The sequence below is a fragment of the Jutongia huaianensis genome (genome assembly GCF_014384985.1).
Lineage (GTDB): Bacteria > Bacillota > Clostridia > Lachnospirales > Lachnospiraceae > Jutongia > Jutongia huaianensis.
The window spans coordinates 264,323-278,583 of sequence record NZ_JACRSX010000001.1; the positions used below are offsets into that span (position 1 = coordinate 264,323).

Here is a 14,261-nt window from a genome sequence, read left to right on the forward strand (position 1 = left end):
AGTACATTACATTCTGTCCGGAGCCTCCAGTCCCAGCAGATCAATTGCCTGCTCCAGAACTTTTCCTACCAGACGACTGAGAGCAATCCATGAATCTCTCTCTGCGACATTCTCATTGGCGAGAATTTTATTTTCATGATAAAACTTATTATATGCATCACAAAGCTCATATACAAACTGACAGATCTTGTGCGGTGCCTGCTCCTGATATGCAGCACTTACCGTATCGCTCCACTTGGACAGTGCAAGCATCACATCTGTTACTGTTTTATTCTGTGCCGGAAGGATCTTTGCATCCTCCGCTACGCGAATATCATTTGCCTGAAGCTTCGCCATCAGCGACTTGGTACGAACAATCGTGTAAAGGATATATGGTCCGGTATTTCCCTCGAAGGAGGTAAATCTCTCCACATCAAAAACATAATCCTTGGATGCCTGATTGCTGAGGTCTCCATACTTGATCGCAGCAAGACCAATCTTTGCCGCTGCATCCTTCAGCACATCCTCCGGCATATCACGGTCTGCCATCTTGTTGCGAACCTGTTCCTCCACATCGCCTAAAAGCTGTTCCAGACGAAGGACACCGCCATCACGGGTCTTAAACGGCTTTCCATCCTTGCCGTTCATGGTTCCGAATCCTACAAATATAAGATCTACATCTTCGCCAATAATCTTTGTCTTTCTTGCGCAACGGAATACCTGCTCGAAATAAAGAGACTGACGCTTATCCACCACATAAATAATACGGCTTGGATCAAAAAGCTTTCTTCTCTCAACAATCGTGGCAAGGTCTGTCGTATTATATAATGTTGCACCGTTTGATTTCAGGATCATACACGGCGGAATCTCCTTGGTATCCGTCTCCTCCTGCACGTCAACGACCAGCGCGCCCTGATCAATATGGGCATATCCTCCGTCCTTCATATCCTGCACCATCTGCGGGATATACGGCTGCGCATCCGACTCCTTTTTCCACAGATCAAAATCGACATTCAGGCGGGTATATATCTTTCTGAGGTCTGCAACGGACACATTGATAATATGCTGCCACAACGCAAGATATCCTTTTCTTCCGGCCTGCAGCTCGGCTGTTGCCGTCTGTGCCTCCTCTTTATAATCCTCATGCTCCTTGGAATATCCGCTGGCATATGGATAAATCTCCTCCAGATCTGCCATGGTAAACGGAGGCTCTGCCGGATATTCCCCCTCGTAGCTCTCATCAAAATATACAAGCTCCGGCTGACGATGCTTTAACTCTGTGATGATCAGACCGATCTGAAGTCCCCAGTCGCCCAGATGAACATCACCGATCACTTTATGACCAAGATAACGTGCTGTTCTCTTAATGCTCTCTCCGATAACTGCCGAACGAAGATGACCTACATGAAGCGGTTTCGCTACATTGGCTCCACCATAATCGATCACGATCGTCTCCGGCTGCTCTGCTTTATCACAGCCAAACAGCTCATCTTCATTCATTTTATTCATGAAATCAGCCAAAAAAGCATCACTGACCGTCATATTGATAAATCCGGGCATCTGAGCCACAATCTCCTGAAAAGTATCACTTTGTGATAAGCTATCTACCACTTCATTGGCAATCTGGATCGGTGCCTTATGATACTGCTTCGCCGCTGCCAGAGCACCATTACACTGATACTGGCAGAGATCCGGACGGTTCGACAAAGTTACCTTCGCATATTTCTTCTCATATCCTGCCTTTTCAAACGCTGCACTAAGCTCTTCCTGTAATAAACTCATTATATTCTTCATGATCATCCTCTTTCCTGCGCACAATTCTATGTGTATGGTCTGTCTCCCGTGCGCCATGGATAACATTCCTTTTCTATCCTTCTTTTTGTGCTGTATCCGGGTCTTCTGCGATACAATTTCATCTCTTTGTCAGATCGTCCAGCACCTCAAAATAATTCTCAAAGGTCTTACGGCAGCACATCGGATCTGATATCACAATCCCATCTGCCCGGACACCGGTTACCGCAAATGCCATTGCCACCCGGTGATCCTGATATGTCTCAATCTCTGCCGGCTGAGGCATCCCCGGATAAATCTTTACTCCATCCTCATATTCCTCACATCGGACGTTCATCCTGCCAAGATTTTCACAGATTGCATGTAAACGGTCGCATTCCTGTCCCCGGATATGTCCCACATTCCGGATATGAACCGGACTGTCTGCATATGGAGCAATTGCCGCCAGTGTCAGCGTCTGGTCCGAGAAATCACTCATATCCACTTCAATGCCTTTCAAATGCCCCGGCTCCGGTCCTGTGAGCACAAGACCCTTTTCGCCCCATGAAAGCTGGCAGCCCATCTGTTCCAACACCTGTAAAAACTTCATATCTCCCTGCAGAGAATCCTGACGCATATTTCTTACCAGGCATTCTCCTCCTGTGACCGCCGCCATCGCATAGAAATAACAGGCTGCTGAGACATCCGGTTCCACCATATAATCTCTGGCATGGTAACCGCCCTGAGCGATTACCCGGTAACGATCATCTGCCTCCCGGATCACTCCTGCATGACCAAACTGTTTCATCATCTGTTCCGTCATTTTAACATAAGACAGAGCACTTCTGGTACCTGTCAGTTGAATCTCCAGTTCATCAAATTGGATCGGAGCTGTCATCAGCAGGGCACTGAGAAACTGACTGCTCTTGTCGATATTGATCGATACCTGCGCTTTAGGCTGCCGATATCCCATTCCACTCACCCTGACGGGAAACGTTCCTTCTTCGCAAAGATACTGTATTCCCGCTCCCAGATCCTCCAGAGCCTTTAACAGATCTGCCATAGGTCTTTTCTTCATTTGTGCGGACGCATCAAAACGGAACTCCCCATCTGACATAGCTGCCATCGCTGTCAAAAAGCGGGCTGCTGTCCCTGCGCTTCCTACATATATGTTTGCCTGACTTCTCGGCAGACGTCCACCCTTTCCCTGAATCATTACCCGTTTTTCCGGCATGTCGATCTGCAGGGTAAATCCCACGTCCTTCAAGGCCTGCAAAAACACATTGGAATCATCACTAAACAATATTCCGGAGACAGTTGACTCTCCCTCTGCAAGCGCTGCAAGCAGAAGTGCCCTGTTTGTCATACTTTTGGATCCCGGTACGGTTACGTCCAATTTCGGATGATGTGGTAATTTTTTTACTTCATACATCTGCATAACAACTACATCCTCCTGTCATTTGCTTTGTAGCTCCCGCGAGCTGAATGACCAGCTTTCTCTTAATATCTCGCAAATGCGTAGTCCAACAATTTTCTGATGTCCTTGTAAAGCCGCTCATATCCACCATTTCCATAAAAAGCACAAATAACCGTATTCCCTTCTTCATCCACTGCCGTTGCCACAAGACAATGTCCTGCTGCTCTGGTCGTGCCGGTCTTACTTCCTATGATCTTGTACTTTCTGTTTTTGACCAGCTTTTTATATGTTCCATAAAAGGCATTGGTGTTTTTTATCATAAAAGACTTTTTCACGCCCACCGGCTGTACCTTGTACTTATGCTTTGCCACGATCCTTGCAATAATCGGCTCCTCCATAGCGGCTTTCGCCACCTTGATAAAATCTGCCGCTGTAGTATATGTCTGATTGTAACCGCTTCCCTTGTCCAGACCCACCGGATTGTCAAAATGACTGTGTTTCATTCCCAGCTCTTCTGCCTTGTCGTTCATCATATCAACAAAATCATCTACATTACCGGCAGTTCCTTCTGCCAGTGCAAGAGCTGAGCCTGCATCCGAAACGATCAGCAGCATATTCAAATATTGTCTAACTGTATATACTCTCCCTGTTTTCAGATTCAGTGCAGAAGCATCAGACGGAATCTTCTTCTGAAGCTTCCTGGTATATTTAATCTTTTGGTTTAAATCTGCATAATCAAGTACCGTAAGTGCCGTCAACAGCTTCACCGTGCTGGCCGGACATATGCGCTTATTGGCATGACTGGACAGGATCTTCTGTCCGCTTTCCGCATCAATCATATAATATGCATGTGCCATTGTCTTAGGCTTTGCAGCTGCCTGCGCGCCGACAGATGGCATTGCCGCAAGCATGATAGATAACATCAGCAACCATGCCATACATCTCTGTGTTCTCTTCATAATCATCCTCATTTCTGTGCATATTTTCTATACACCCCGTATCTTTTCGGGACTTTTAACCCTAGCTTAACATTATAACACACTTTTTTCATTTACGCTATCCGTGAAATGTGATACATTATTTATGAGAAAGGAATGGTGATAACATGTCAAATCCCATAGAAGGACTACTTACGAAAGAACAGACGGATCTGATATTCAACAATATGAGCGACGGCGTGATCATGGTAAATGAAGAAGGGATCATTACCTATATGAACTCTGCCAGTGCCGCGATCTTTCATATCGACGCAGAAGATGCAATCCAGAAACCATTTAACGATATTTTTCTGCAAAACAAGAAAAACAGGGCATTTAATAAGCTTTTCCGCTCCAGTATGGAGAAGGGACAGCTTACAGAAAAAACCATGGTAAAATACACGTCTTCCGAAGCAAAAGAATCCTCTTTTGTAACGGTAGATATCAGCTTAATGCAGCAGGAAAATACAGCGATCCGGCGAAAAGAACCGTTTCAGGGAATGATCGTTCTGGTGGAGGACGTCACCGACACACAGCTCCTTCAACAGCACGATCACGACTGTGCCTATATCTTTGCCGGACTGATCCTGTGTATCAGCATTTATCTTGCGGCCTGGAGCCTGTGCCGCTTCACACTCCATGTCCCATTGAAAACCCAGGATTATACTATGATGATCGAAGTGATCACCTTTGTACTGTTTCTTGAAATTGCGTTTTGTACCAGCTTTTCCCTGAAAGAAATCGGATTAATCCCCAATATTTCCCGATGGCGCACCAATCTGAAAGAAACGATCACCACCGGCGTGATCGTTTGTCTTTTGATCCTTCTGGCAAAGCTTGTCCTGTCCCTGGCCGGCATCCGGATCAAGGGATACTTTATCGGAGGTTCCCTGCATGGTGCCTATATTTATATATTTACCGCATTTATTCAGGAATTTCTCGCCAGAGGTGTGATTCAAAAAAGTGTAAAATCTCTGCTTCACATAAAATACCAGAAGCAGCTCAGTATTTTTCTGACCTCGCTGCTTTTCTCCCTGATGCATCTTCCCTTCGGCTTCTACTTTATGGTCGGAGCCTTCCTGTTAAGCTGCGCTCTGGGAGTCATTTTTGAACGCCAGCGTGACATCTGGGGATGCGCTGTTCTTCACTGGGGATGCGGCTATCTTGCAATGTGTCTGTTCTTTTAACTTCTTATACTAAACACAAAGAGGGCAGTTCCACCGGCCGATAATATATCTATCTGCCGGCAGGACTGCCCTTTGTTTTGTCTCTTATCGCTTACTGCTCCTGCTCTTCGTCATACCGTTTCTGTCCTCACAGTCTCTCAGGCTTACATATCCAGCACCCGCTTAATATCGCCAAGACGAAATCCCTTGCGATAAAGCTTCCCGGCAATCTTCTGTTTTTCCTCATAAGAGTACTCCGTCTCTCCTTTGGTAATCTTGCGAAGTGCCTCCTGAAGCGCAATATCATCATTCTCACAGATACTTTCCAATGCCAGATCAATATATTCCTCCGGTACATGTCTCTGATACAGGTCCTGGCGCATCCGCTGTCTGCTCCGCTGTTCATAATGAAGCTCTACAAAATGGACGGCATACCGGTAATCATCCAGATAATGGAATGACTTTACATAGTCTACGGCTCCTTCCACGGCTTCCTCAGAAAACCCCTTTGCCGCCAGTTTGTCCCGTAGCTGCCACTCCGTCCTGTCCATATATTTCAGAAGGGACATTGCCTTTTTCTTTGCTTCTAATAACTCATCCTGCATAAATTACTTCGTCTTTCCCGCAGACCCCTTATCTGCATCCACTGCCGGAGCTGCCGTCTCATTGTCCACATTTTCCTCAGAAGCCTCATCAAGAGCATCTCCCTTCGGAATCCTCTTGGCACGGACCTTATCCTCTATCTCCTTCATAATATCCGGATTCTCCTTGAGATACTGCTTTGCATTCTCACGACCCTGACCGATCTTATTGCCATTATAGGCATACCAGGCACCACTCTTATTGACAATATTGTCATTGGCTGCCAGATCAAGAATATCTCCCTCTCTGGAAATACCGATTCCATAAACCAGATCGACCTCTGCCTCACGGAACGGAGGGGCAACCTTGTTCTTAACCACCTTGATCTTTGCACGGTTTCCGATGGCTTCCCCATCCTTTTTGATCACTTCGCCACGGCGCACCTCCAGACGTACAGAAGAGTAATACTTCAGTGCACGACCGCCGGTAGTTGTCTCCGGATTACCAAACATCACACCAACCTTCTCACGAAGCTGGTTGATAAATATAACCGTACAGCTTGTCTTGCCAATGATACCGGTGAGCTTACGAAGTGCCTGAGACATCAGGCGAGCCTGAAGTCCCACATGGGAATCTCCCATATCTCCCTCGATCTCCGCCTTCGGAACAAGAGCTGCTACAGAATCCACAATAATAATGTCAATCGCTCCGGAACGAACCATAGTCTCTGTAATCTCCAGTGCCTGCTCTCCGTTATCCGGCTGGGATATGTATAAATTATCAATATCGACACCAATGCGCTTTGCATAAACAGGATCCAGCGCATGCTCCGCATCAATAAATCCGGCAATGCCGCCCAGCTTCTGAACCTCTGCTACAATATGGAGAGCAACGGTTGTCTTACCACCACCCTCAGGACCATAAATCTCCACGACTCTTCCCTTTGGAATCCCTCCGACTCCCAAGGCAAGATCAAGTCCTAAAGACCCGGTCGGGAATGTCTCCACGTTCATATGGGTATTGTCCCCAAGCTTCATCACGGAACCCTTACCATATGCTTTCTCAATCTGTGCAACAGCAGACTCCAGTGCCTTTCTTTTATTCTCATCAATTTTAATCTCTTTTGCCATAATGTCCTCGCTTTCTAACGAACAAGTGTTCTTATTTCTAAATATAAACTATTTTCGGACTGCTGTCAACAGTAAATTTCAGGTGGACAAATCTTATCATATATCCTCCTGCCGTTCAATTACCTTTACAGGATTATCATTTTATTTATGAAATTTTAAGTAATATGTCACCCGGCCACTTCCTCCGATATCTGCATCTTATTATTATAAAAGTTAATTTGTTTCGTTATTTTTTATGACATATTTCTGGGTATATTTCATTACATAATCCTGTGTGATCAGATGATAATGGTTCATAGCATTTAGTGTACGAAAAAACTCTTCTCTGGTGATGGGTGCTGCCAACAGTTCCTCCAGCACGCTTTCCAGCTTCTGCCGGTATTCCTCCAGAGAATAGATATTATTTTTGCACAATATACCATACCGGTAAATATCTTTAAAATATTCATCAAATCTGTCCGAAGTATTGATCGCATCATCCACCAGAAACGGCGCTCTCGTAAGAATACTGAATATCCCCTTCATAGATGTATTGGTAAATGAAATACCCGGATGGATCGTAAACAGATTTTTCACATAGATCATCTGTCCGTCCTTTGTATTTTCCTTATACTCCGGCAGATACGGTTTATAAATTTTGGACATAAAACCGGAATATTGAAACGGTACATAATCCCGGTCAGGATCTGCCGTTACATTTTTGTCATAGTAAATCCCCTGAATATCATTGAATGGTATCTGAAACTCTTTGGCACTCTGATCCATGATCAGCAGGTGAAGATGGGTATCCGTACGCCATACAATGGCCGGAGCCTGCCGGATCTTCTCTGCCGGATACATATCTACCATGGCAAATACATGCTTTTGTTTTACCTTATACTCCTTGGCCAGATTCTTTAATTTCTTTGCATTCATAGAAGAAAGATACTGCATTTTTGCCTTCTCTTTCTCCTTAGAATACCAGACATCCTTTCCCCGGTCATTCTCTTCTTCTGACTTCCCGGCAGAATCATTTCTGCCGGCCGGCTCCTTTGTCTTTTCCCTCCGGTCTTTTTCTTTTTTGTTCTTATCCTGTTTGTCCCGCCGTTCCATCTCCGTCAGAGATGCCGACTGGGATGTTACAAAGGCAGCCAGCCCGCACACAAAAGCACCTGTTCCAAAGGTAAAAGAACCGAGAGCCGCAGCCATAACCCCAAGCAGGATCGTGGCAAGTCCCATGATAAAGACAGACCACAAAAATATTCTGGCTTTGGTGCTTCCATGAAACATGGTATTAATGATCCTGTTCATCATCGCCGCAGACGCCCTCCTTCGTACTTTTCATAAGTCTCCAGACAATGAAGCAGCGTGTCATAGTGTTCCTGACTGCTTCCCTCCTCCAGAACAATATCCATGGCTGCTGCCAGATTATTGAGATACAGTTCATTTAGATATTCCCGGAGTCCCACAAGGATCTGCCGCTTTTCCCGATATGTGTCTGCATCCAGAAGTGCAAGAAATCCTCTGCGGGCAATCTCCTCATCCGCCATTCTGCCGGTCAGAAGCTTTTCTCCCTGATCATTCATCAAAATTTTTCGAAGTTCCCGGTCACTCACCGGTTCCGCAGCTGAGTCCATCTCCTGTCTGCTTACAGAGTCTGTCTTGTTGGCCACTCCGCTTTCCTGCATCACGTCTCGCTGTGATGTGTTTTGGAATACCACGGATTCAAAGCGGTATTGCTGACGGCATTCCGGATATTTATCCTGATCCACTCTGTCCAAAAACATGGACAAAGGTCTGACCCACACCTGAAATGGCGGATACATCCCCTGATAAATTACCATATCCTCTGCTGTTTCGGAATCCTTTGCCAGCTCCCTTATCTGATATATATTTCCTTTAAAATGCCGGTAAAACATTCCCGGCACAGGTCTTTTCCGCTCCATCTGCATCTCCTCCTCACAGGTCTATTATAGGATGTTTTCCGTGGATCCGCAATTCATTTTTGCCGACAGACATTTACCGGCCGCTGCCTTGACTTTTCCTATGGGTATGATATAATAACTCCAGATTTTGTCAGGACATCACAAACGGCAGAAGAAGGGGCATACCACCACGGGTATGATTTCTTTTTCTGCCGTTTTCTTATAAGCATCCAGGAAAGGAAGGATTTTACGAATGAATATTCTAGAAGAAGCAAACGAAATTTTTGATAACATTCAACGGGTAGCACCTGTAGTTCACAATATTTCGAACTATATCACTGCCACGGACTGCGCCAATATGACACTGGCATGCGGCGGATCTCCCACAATGGCAGATGATCCGGAGGAAGTAGCCGATATTTCCGCCGGCTGCAACGGCTGTGTGATCAATATGGGCAATACCGGCGGCTTTCTAGAAGAATCCATGCTTCGTATGGGACGGAAAAACAATGAGCTGGAGCACCCGGTTATCTTTGATCCGGTAGGAGCCGGAGCTGCGCACCGACGCAATGCGGTACTGGAAAATCTTATGGATCATATCCGCTTTACCGTAATCCGGGGCAATATTTCCGAGATCAAGTATGTCGGCGACAAAAGCTCCCACGCAAAGGGTGTCGATGCAGCCAATGAAGATCTTGCCAACGAGGACAACATTTATGAGATTGCAGAATATGCCAAAAAGATCAGCGCCATCACCTGCTCCGTCATTGCCATCAGCGGTCCCATCGACGTGGTTGCCAATGCGGATACCGCTTATCTGATCCGCAACGGGCATCCAATGATGTCCCGGATCACCGGTACCGGATGCATGCTTTCCAGCGCCATCGGCGTATTTGTCTCCGCCAATCCATATAAAGCCCTGGAAGCAACCGTAACTGCCATGGCCGCTTACGGTTATGCCGGAGAACTCGCTTACGAAAAAACGGTCCGCACCGAAGGCGGTACCGGTTCTCTGCGCACCTTCCTGATCGACTATATGAGCAATATGAACTATGAAACTTTCTTAAAAGGTGCTAAGATTGAATTAGTATAACAACGAAAGGATGAAATTTATTATGTCATATCCATTAAAGAAAGAAGACCTCACTTTATATGCCATCACGGACCGCTACTGGTTAAACGGGAACAAACTTGCCGATGTTGTGGAAAATGTCCTGAAAAACGGAGCGACCTTTCTGCAGCTTCGGGAAAAAGAATTTTCCCATGAAGAAATGGTACAGGAAGCAAAGGAGATCAAGGAGATCGCTGCCCGGTATCATGTACCATTTGTGATCAATGATGATATCTATGCGGCAAAAGAAATCAATGCAGACGGTGTACATATTGGTCAGAGCGACATGGAATATCAAAAGGCACGGGAGATTCTGGGACCGGACAAGATCATTGGAGTCTCAGCCGGCAACTTGGAACAGGCTGTCGCAGCAGAAAAAGCGGGTGCCGATTATATTGGTGTTGGCGCTGTTTTTACCACCAGCACCAAATTGGATCATACCCGCATTACCTTTGAAACCCTGAAGGAGATCACCTCCACCGTATCCATCCCGGTGGTTGCCATCGGCGGAATCAGTGCTGACAATCTGACCCAGCTGAAGGGGACCGGCATAGATGGTATCTCTGTCATCTCGGCAATCTTTGGACAGCCGGATCCGGGTGCTGCCACAAAGGATCTGCTCCACCGCACAAAGGAGATGCTCTCATGAATTCCATAAAAAACGCAGGACTTTATATTTTTGATATGGACGGAACGCTTCTTGATTCTATGGGAGAATGGACGCACCTTGGCCGAAACTATCTGCTGTCCAAAGGAATAACGCCTCCTGCCGACCTGGAAGAAACCATCGACGCCATGACTATGGATGAATCCGCCGCTTACTTCCAGACCTTAGGAATTCACGGTGATATTTCCACGATCAATCGGGAAATCATGGAATTGATCCACCGGTCCTACCGGTATCAGATTCCACTAAAGCCCGGTATCAAAGAGCTGTTACAGGAACTGTCCACAAAAAAGGACAGTATCCTCTGCGTTTTAACAACATCTGAGCGCGACTGCGCCGTTAATGCGTTTCAACGTCTTGGAATACTGTCCTATTTTAAGGACATACATACCAGCTTTGAAATCGGTCTGAGCAAACGGACCGGTACGATCTACCAGCATGTGTGTAAACTGTATCAGGTTTCTCCGGCAGATACTGTTGTATTTGAGGATGCGCCCTATGCCATTCATGCCGCCAAAGAGGCCGGCTGTTATGTCTATGCCGTCCCGGAGGAAACCTACCGGGATGATTGGTCAGACTGTGAAAGCACTGCAGATGAAATACTCCAGTTGTGATCCAAAGGTCCATTTCCGTGACCCAGATCAAGACCCGTAGACATAGCACTTCGCACATAGACCTTAGCAATCCCTACCGCTTCCTTCAGCGAACATCCCCGTGCCAATGCACTTGCAATCGCTGAGGAAAGCGTACATCCGGTTCCATGGGTATTCGTGCAGTCAATTCTCTGCGCCGGAAACCAGACCGCCTGTATCTGATACAACAGATCATCTGCCACCTGTGTCATATGGCCGCCTTTTAAAAGTACATTGCAGCCATACTTTTGCCGGATTACCTGTGCTGCCTTTTCCATCATGGTTTGATCAGTAATCTGCACAGATGATACCGTCTGTTTGTTTTCCACCGATCCATCAACAGCTTTCAGTATCTCCTCTGCCTCCGGAATATTCGGTGTCACAAGCTCGGCCAAAGGAAACAGCCGTCGCAGCATCTGCTCCTTTCCTTCTGCCTCTAAAAGGCTTCTGCCGCTGGTGGATACCATGACCGGATCAAGTATCACATGCTCCACATGATACTTTTCCAGAATATCAGCAACTGCTTCCACAGCATCTGCCGTGGCAAGCATCCCGATTTTTACCGCATCCGGCATAATATCACTCATCACAGCCTCAAGCTGCAGCCGAATCATTTCTCCGGTTACATTCTGAACACCTGTTACACCGCATGTATTTTGTGCTGTCACTGCCGTGATCACACTCATACCATATACATCAAAAGCAGACATGGTCTTTAAATCCGCCTGGATCCCGGCACCACCGCTACAGTCCGAGCCGGCGATGGTTAAAACTACCGGTGGATTCTTCCTGTTCATCGTATACCCTCACATATCATTATAAAAACTGTTTTTTCGTTTTACGACGGACAAAATATCGATTTTATTCATCAAAAATTGATACGATCTCTCCGTCCAGAATCTTGTTCATGTTCTTAACTGCGCAGAAGTTACCACACATAGAACAGGTATCCTCCTTCTCCGGAGCCGCCTCTGCACGATATCTTCTCGCCTTTTCCGGATCAATGGAAAGCTCAAAGGTTTTCTCCCAGTCAAGGGCACGACGGGCTGCTGCCATCTCATCATCCCAGTCTCTTGCCCCCGGAAGACCTTTGGCAATATCTGCCGCATGGGCAGCGATCTTTGACGCAATAATTCCTTCCTTAACATCATTCAGATCCGGCAGACGAAGATGCTCCGCAGGTGTTACATAGCACAGGAAAGAAGCTCCGTATGTTGCAGCAATAGCACCGCCAATGGCAGACGTAATATGATCATAACCCGGAGCAATATCCGTAACAAGAGGTCCCAACACATAAAATGGTGCTCCCTTACAGATAGTCTTCTGAATCTCCATATTGGCCTTGATCTGGTCTAACGGCATATGACCCGGTCCCTCGATCATAACCTGAACATCCTTCTCCCATGCACGTCTGGTAAGCTCGCCCAAAGTGATCAGCTCCTGAATCTGGGATACATCGGATGCATCCTTTAAGCAGCCCGGACGACAGGCATCTCCTAAGCTCATAGTAACATCGTACTCACGGCAGATATCAAGCACTTCATCATAATACTCGTAGAACGGATTTTCATTTCCGGTCATCTCCATCCACGCATAAATAATAGAACCTCCACGGGATACGATATTCATCAGACGCTTGTCCTGACGGAAATGGCGTGCTGTCTCCTTATTGACTCCGCAATGAATGGTCATGAAATCCACGCCATCCTCTGCATGCATCCGCACAATGTCGAGCCATTCCTTCGCTGTGATCTCCTTCAATGCCTTATGATAATATACAACCGCATCGTAGATCGGCACTGTTCCGATCGTAGCCGGGCATTCCGCCGTCAGCTTACGACGAAACTTCTGGGTATCTCCGCTGGAGCTTAAGTCCATGATCGCCTCTGCTCCCATATCTACGGCACTTTTTACCTTTTCCATCTCCATGTCAAGGTCTGTCCAGTCACGGGAGGTTCCCAGATTGACATTGATCTTGGTACGAAGAGCACTTCCAATGCCGTTTGGATCCAGAACCTTATGATTTTTATTGGCCGGGATGATCACCTGACCTTTTGCGATCAGATCCCGAAGTACCTCTACATCCATCTTTTCCTTTGCAGCAACCTTCTCCATCTCCGGAGTGATAATATTTTTTCTCGCCGCATCCATCTGTGTTGTGTAATCCATAATCTACCTCACTTTTCCTTTGTTCCTGTAAAACATATGCCTCCGAAGCAGGTTTAAAATTTCTCTCCAAATATTATTGTTTAAAATAAAAAAGTGCCTCGGATTGTTTATCTGAAGCACTGTAATTTGTAAGAATATAATATTTGACGAATCATATGTATCTTCCTACGCCGGAATTATCCGAATCAGGTTCATGGGTCGGACTACCATCAGTCCCTCTCAGCCGTAACAGCTCCCCAGACAAATCATCTCTTTCAGTATAGTGGTGACTGCGCTGTCTGTCAAGCTGTCATTTTTACAAAACGGTGGATATTTCCCGCCCATACCACACACATATAAAGAGACACGGACAGCAAAACGGTGGCAAATATCTGTACGGCATGATACACCCCGGAGCCGAACACCATCAGCACCAGAAGACACAACTGAAGAACTCCATAGACAATGATCTCCGCTTTGCCCTGATGATTCATTCGAATCTCCATGGCACCGTTTCTGCCAATACATACATAACCAATCACTCCAAACACCGCAAAAAAGATGATCATAGCGCATAATACCGGATACCTGAGAGCCAGGACCATTCCATATGAGGCCGATAGATTCACCTTCTCCGGATCCGCCGCCGTCACGGACTGCACTGTCATCCGGTACAACAGATCCATCCCCGCAAAACCGCATAATACTGTGATCATATACCAGATAATTTTTTTAAGCTTTTCCCCCATTATTTTCCTCCTGAATAACCTGCTACGTT

Annotated in this window: 14 protein-coding genes and 1 riboswitch; of the genes, 4 read left to right on the plus strand and 10 right to left on the minus strand. The window is 46.3% G+C overall.

Translation table 11 applies throughout. The annotated features are described in order from the left end of the window. Positions 1 to 6 precede the first annotated feature (6 nt). The 3 genes from argS to H8704_RS01120 form a co-directional block, all read right to left on the minus strand. The gene (gene argS / locus H8704_RS01110) at positions 7 to 1,773 is read right to left on the minus strand and encodes an arginine--tRNA ligase (protein ID WP_249296965.1); all 1,767 of its coding nucleotides are present in this window, start codon (positions 1,771 to 1,773) and stop codon (positions 7 to 9) included. 118 nt (positions 1,774 to 1,891) lie between these two features. After that, the gene (gene aroA / locus H8704_RS01115; RefSeq protein ID WP_249296966.1) at positions 1,892 to 3,187 is read right to left on the minus strand and encodes a 3-phosphoshikimate 1-carboxyvinyltransferase; all 1,296 of its coding nucleotides are present in this window, start codon (positions 3,185 to 3,187) and stop codon (positions 1,892 to 1,894) included. Positions 3,188 to 3,249: 62 nt separating this feature from the next. Continuing rightward, complete coding sequence (locus H8704_RS01120) at positions 3,250 to 4,125, minus strand: D-alanyl-D-alanine carboxypeptidase family protein (protein ID WP_249296967.1); 876 nt, start codon at positions 4,123 to 4,125, stop codon at positions 3,250 to 3,252. 146 nt (positions 4,126 to 4,271) lie between these two features. Here H8704_RS01120 and H8704_RS01125 point away from each other — a divergent pair, with 146 nt between their 5' ends. Continuing rightward, entirely contained in the window at positions 4,272 to 5,330 is a 1,059-nt protein-coding gene (locus tag H8704_RS01125) for a CPBP family intramembrane glutamic endopeptidase (protein WP_249296968.1), read from the plus strand. 143 nt (positions 5,331 to 5,473) lie between these two features. On the opposite strand, the gene H8704_RS01130 is transcribed toward H8704_RS01125, so the two are convergent. The 4 genes from H8704_RS01130 to H8704_RS01145 all read right to left on the minus strand — a co-directional run bounded on the left by H8704_RS01130 (position 5,474) and on the right by H8704_RS01145 (position 8,946). Further along, on the minus strand, positions 5,474 to 5,914 hold the full coding sequence (locus tag H8704_RS01130) for a regulatory protein RecX (protein WP_249296969.1): 441 nt from the start codon (positions 5,912 to 5,914) through the stop codon (positions 5,474 to 5,476). Positions 5,915 to 5,917: 3 nt separating this feature from the next. Further along, entirely contained in the window at positions 5,918 to 7,021 is a 1,104-nt protein-coding gene (gene recA / locus H8704_RS01135; protein ID WP_022465184.1) for a recombinase RecA, read from the minus strand. 213 nt (positions 7,022 to 7,234) lie between these two features. Further along, entirely contained in the window at positions 7,235 to 8,314 is a 1,080-nt protein-coding gene (locus H8704_RS01140) for a hypothetical protein (RefSeq protein ID WP_249296970.1), read from the minus strand. Then, entirely contained in the window at positions 8,311 to 8,946 is a 636-nt protein-coding gene (locus H8704_RS01145; RefSeq protein WP_249296971.1) for a DUF1653 domain-containing protein, read from the minus strand. Before H8704_RS01145 ends, H8704_RS01140 begins: the two co-directional genes overlap by 4 nt. Positions 8,947 to 9,178: 232 nt before the next feature. Between H8704_RS01145 and thiM the strand changes: the two genes are divergently transcribed. From thiM to H8704_RS01160, 3 genes are read left to right on the plus strand one after another with little or no spacing between them, the layout of a single operon-like run. After that, positions 9,179 to 10,018 carry a hydroxyethylthiazole kinase gene (gene thiM / locus H8704_RS01150; protein WP_249296972.1) on the plus strand — a complete coding sequence of 280 codons (840 nt, stop codon included), beginning with the start codon at positions 9,179 to 9,181 and terminating at the stop codon, positions 10,016 to 10,018. 22 nt (positions 10,019 to 10,040) lie between these two features. Further along, complete coding sequence (thiE, locus tag H8704_RS01155) at positions 10,041 to 10,685, plus strand: thiamine phosphate synthase (RefSeq protein WP_249296973.1); 645 nt, start codon at positions 10,041 to 10,043, stop codon at positions 10,683 to 10,685. Further along, on the plus strand, positions 10,682 to 11,317 hold the full coding sequence (locus tag H8704_RS01160; protein WP_249296974.1) for an HAD family hydrolase: 636 nt from the start codon (positions 10,682 to 10,684) through the stop codon (positions 11,315 to 11,317). Before thiE ends, H8704_RS01160 begins: the two co-directional genes overlap by 4 nt. On the opposite strand, the gene thiD is transcribed toward H8704_RS01160, so the two are convergent. From thiD to H8704_RS01175, 3 genes are all read right to left on the minus strand, one after another. After that, positions 11,260 to 12,132, minus strand: a complete 873-nt coding sequence (thiD, locus tag H8704_RS01165) for a bifunctional hydroxymethylpyrimidine kinase/phosphomethylpyrimidine kinase (protein ID WP_249296975.1) — start codon at positions 12,130 to 12,132, stop codon at positions 11,260 to 11,262. The genes H8704_RS01160 and thiD overlap by 58 nt on opposite strands. Before the next feature lie 64 nt (positions 12,133 to 12,196). Beyond that, positions 12,197 to 13,504: a phosphomethylpyrimidine synthase ThiC gene (gene thiC, locus H8704_RS01170; protein ID WP_022465191.1), complete on the minus strand. Its 1,308-nt coding sequence runs from the start codon at positions 13,502 to 13,504 to the stop codon at positions 12,197 to 12,199. 145 nt (positions 13,505 to 13,649) lie between these two features. Further along, positions 13,650 to 13,753, minus strand: a riboswitch (TPP riboswitch). Between the two features lie 32 nt (positions 13,754 to 13,785). Then, positions 13,786 to 14,232, minus strand: a complete 447-nt coding sequence (locus H8704_RS01175) for a hypothetical protein (protein ID WP_249296976.1) — start codon at positions 14,230 to 14,232, stop codon at positions 13,786 to 13,788. Positions 14,233 to 14,261 lie beyond the last annotated feature (29 nt).

What these genes read in the sequence shown, in the direction of transcription:
- argS (WP_249296965.1), bottom strand. Translation starts at nt 1,773, where the DNA reads ATGAAGAATATAATGAGTTTATTACAGGAAGAGCTTAGTGCAGCGTTT.
- thiE (WP_249296973.1), top strand. Translation starts at nt 10,041, where the DNA reads ATGTCATATCCATTAAAGAAAGAAGACCTCACTTTATATGCCATCACG.
- H8704_RS01125 (WP_249296968.1), top strand. Translation starts at nt 4,272, where the DNA reads ATGTCAAATCCCATAGAAGGACTACTTACGAAAGAACAGACGGATCTG.
- H8704_RS01145 (WP_249296971.1), bottom strand. Translation starts at nt 8,946, where the DNA reads ATGGAGCGGAAAAGACCTGTGCCGGGAATGTTTTACCGGCATTTTAAA.
- H8704_RS01160 (WP_249296974.1), top strand. Translation starts at nt 10,682, where the DNA reads ATGAATTCCATAAAAAACGCAGGACTTTATATTTTTGATATGGACGGA.
- H8704_RS01130 (WP_249296969.1), bottom strand. Translation starts at nt 5,914, where the DNA reads ATGCAGGATGAGTTATTAGAAGCAAAGAAAAAGGCAATGTCCCTTCTG.
- aroA (WP_249296966.1), bottom strand. Translation starts at nt 3,187, where the DNA reads ATGCAGATGTATGAAGTAAAAAAATTACCACATCATCCGAAATTGGAC.
- thiM (WP_249296972.1), top strand. Translation starts at nt 9,179, where the DNA reads ATGAATATTCTAGAAGAAGCAAACGAAATTTTTGATAACATTCAACGG.
- recA (WP_022465184.1), bottom strand. Translation starts at nt 7,021, where the DNA reads ATGGCAAAAGAGATTAAAATTGATGAGAATAAAAGAAAGGCACTGGAG.
- thiC (WP_022465191.1), bottom strand. Translation starts at nt 13,504, where the DNA reads ATGGATTACACAACACAGATGGATGCGGCGAGAAAAAATATTATCACT.
- thiD (WP_249296975.1), bottom strand. Translation starts at nt 12,132, where the DNA reads ATGAACAGGAAGAATCCACCGGTAGTTTTAACCATCGCCGGCTCGGAC.
- H8704_RS01140 (WP_249296970.1), bottom strand. Translation starts at nt 8,314, where the DNA reads ATGATGAACAGGATCATTAATACCATGTTTCATGGAAGCACCAAAGCC.
- H8704_RS01175 (WP_249296976.1), bottom strand. Translation starts at nt 14,232, where the DNA reads ATGGGGGAAAAGCTTAAAAAAATTATCTGGTATATGATCACAGTATTA.
- H8704_RS01120 (WP_249296967.1), bottom strand. Translation starts at nt 4,125, where the DNA reads ATGAAGAGAACACAGAGATGTATGGCATGGTTGCTGATGTTATCTATC.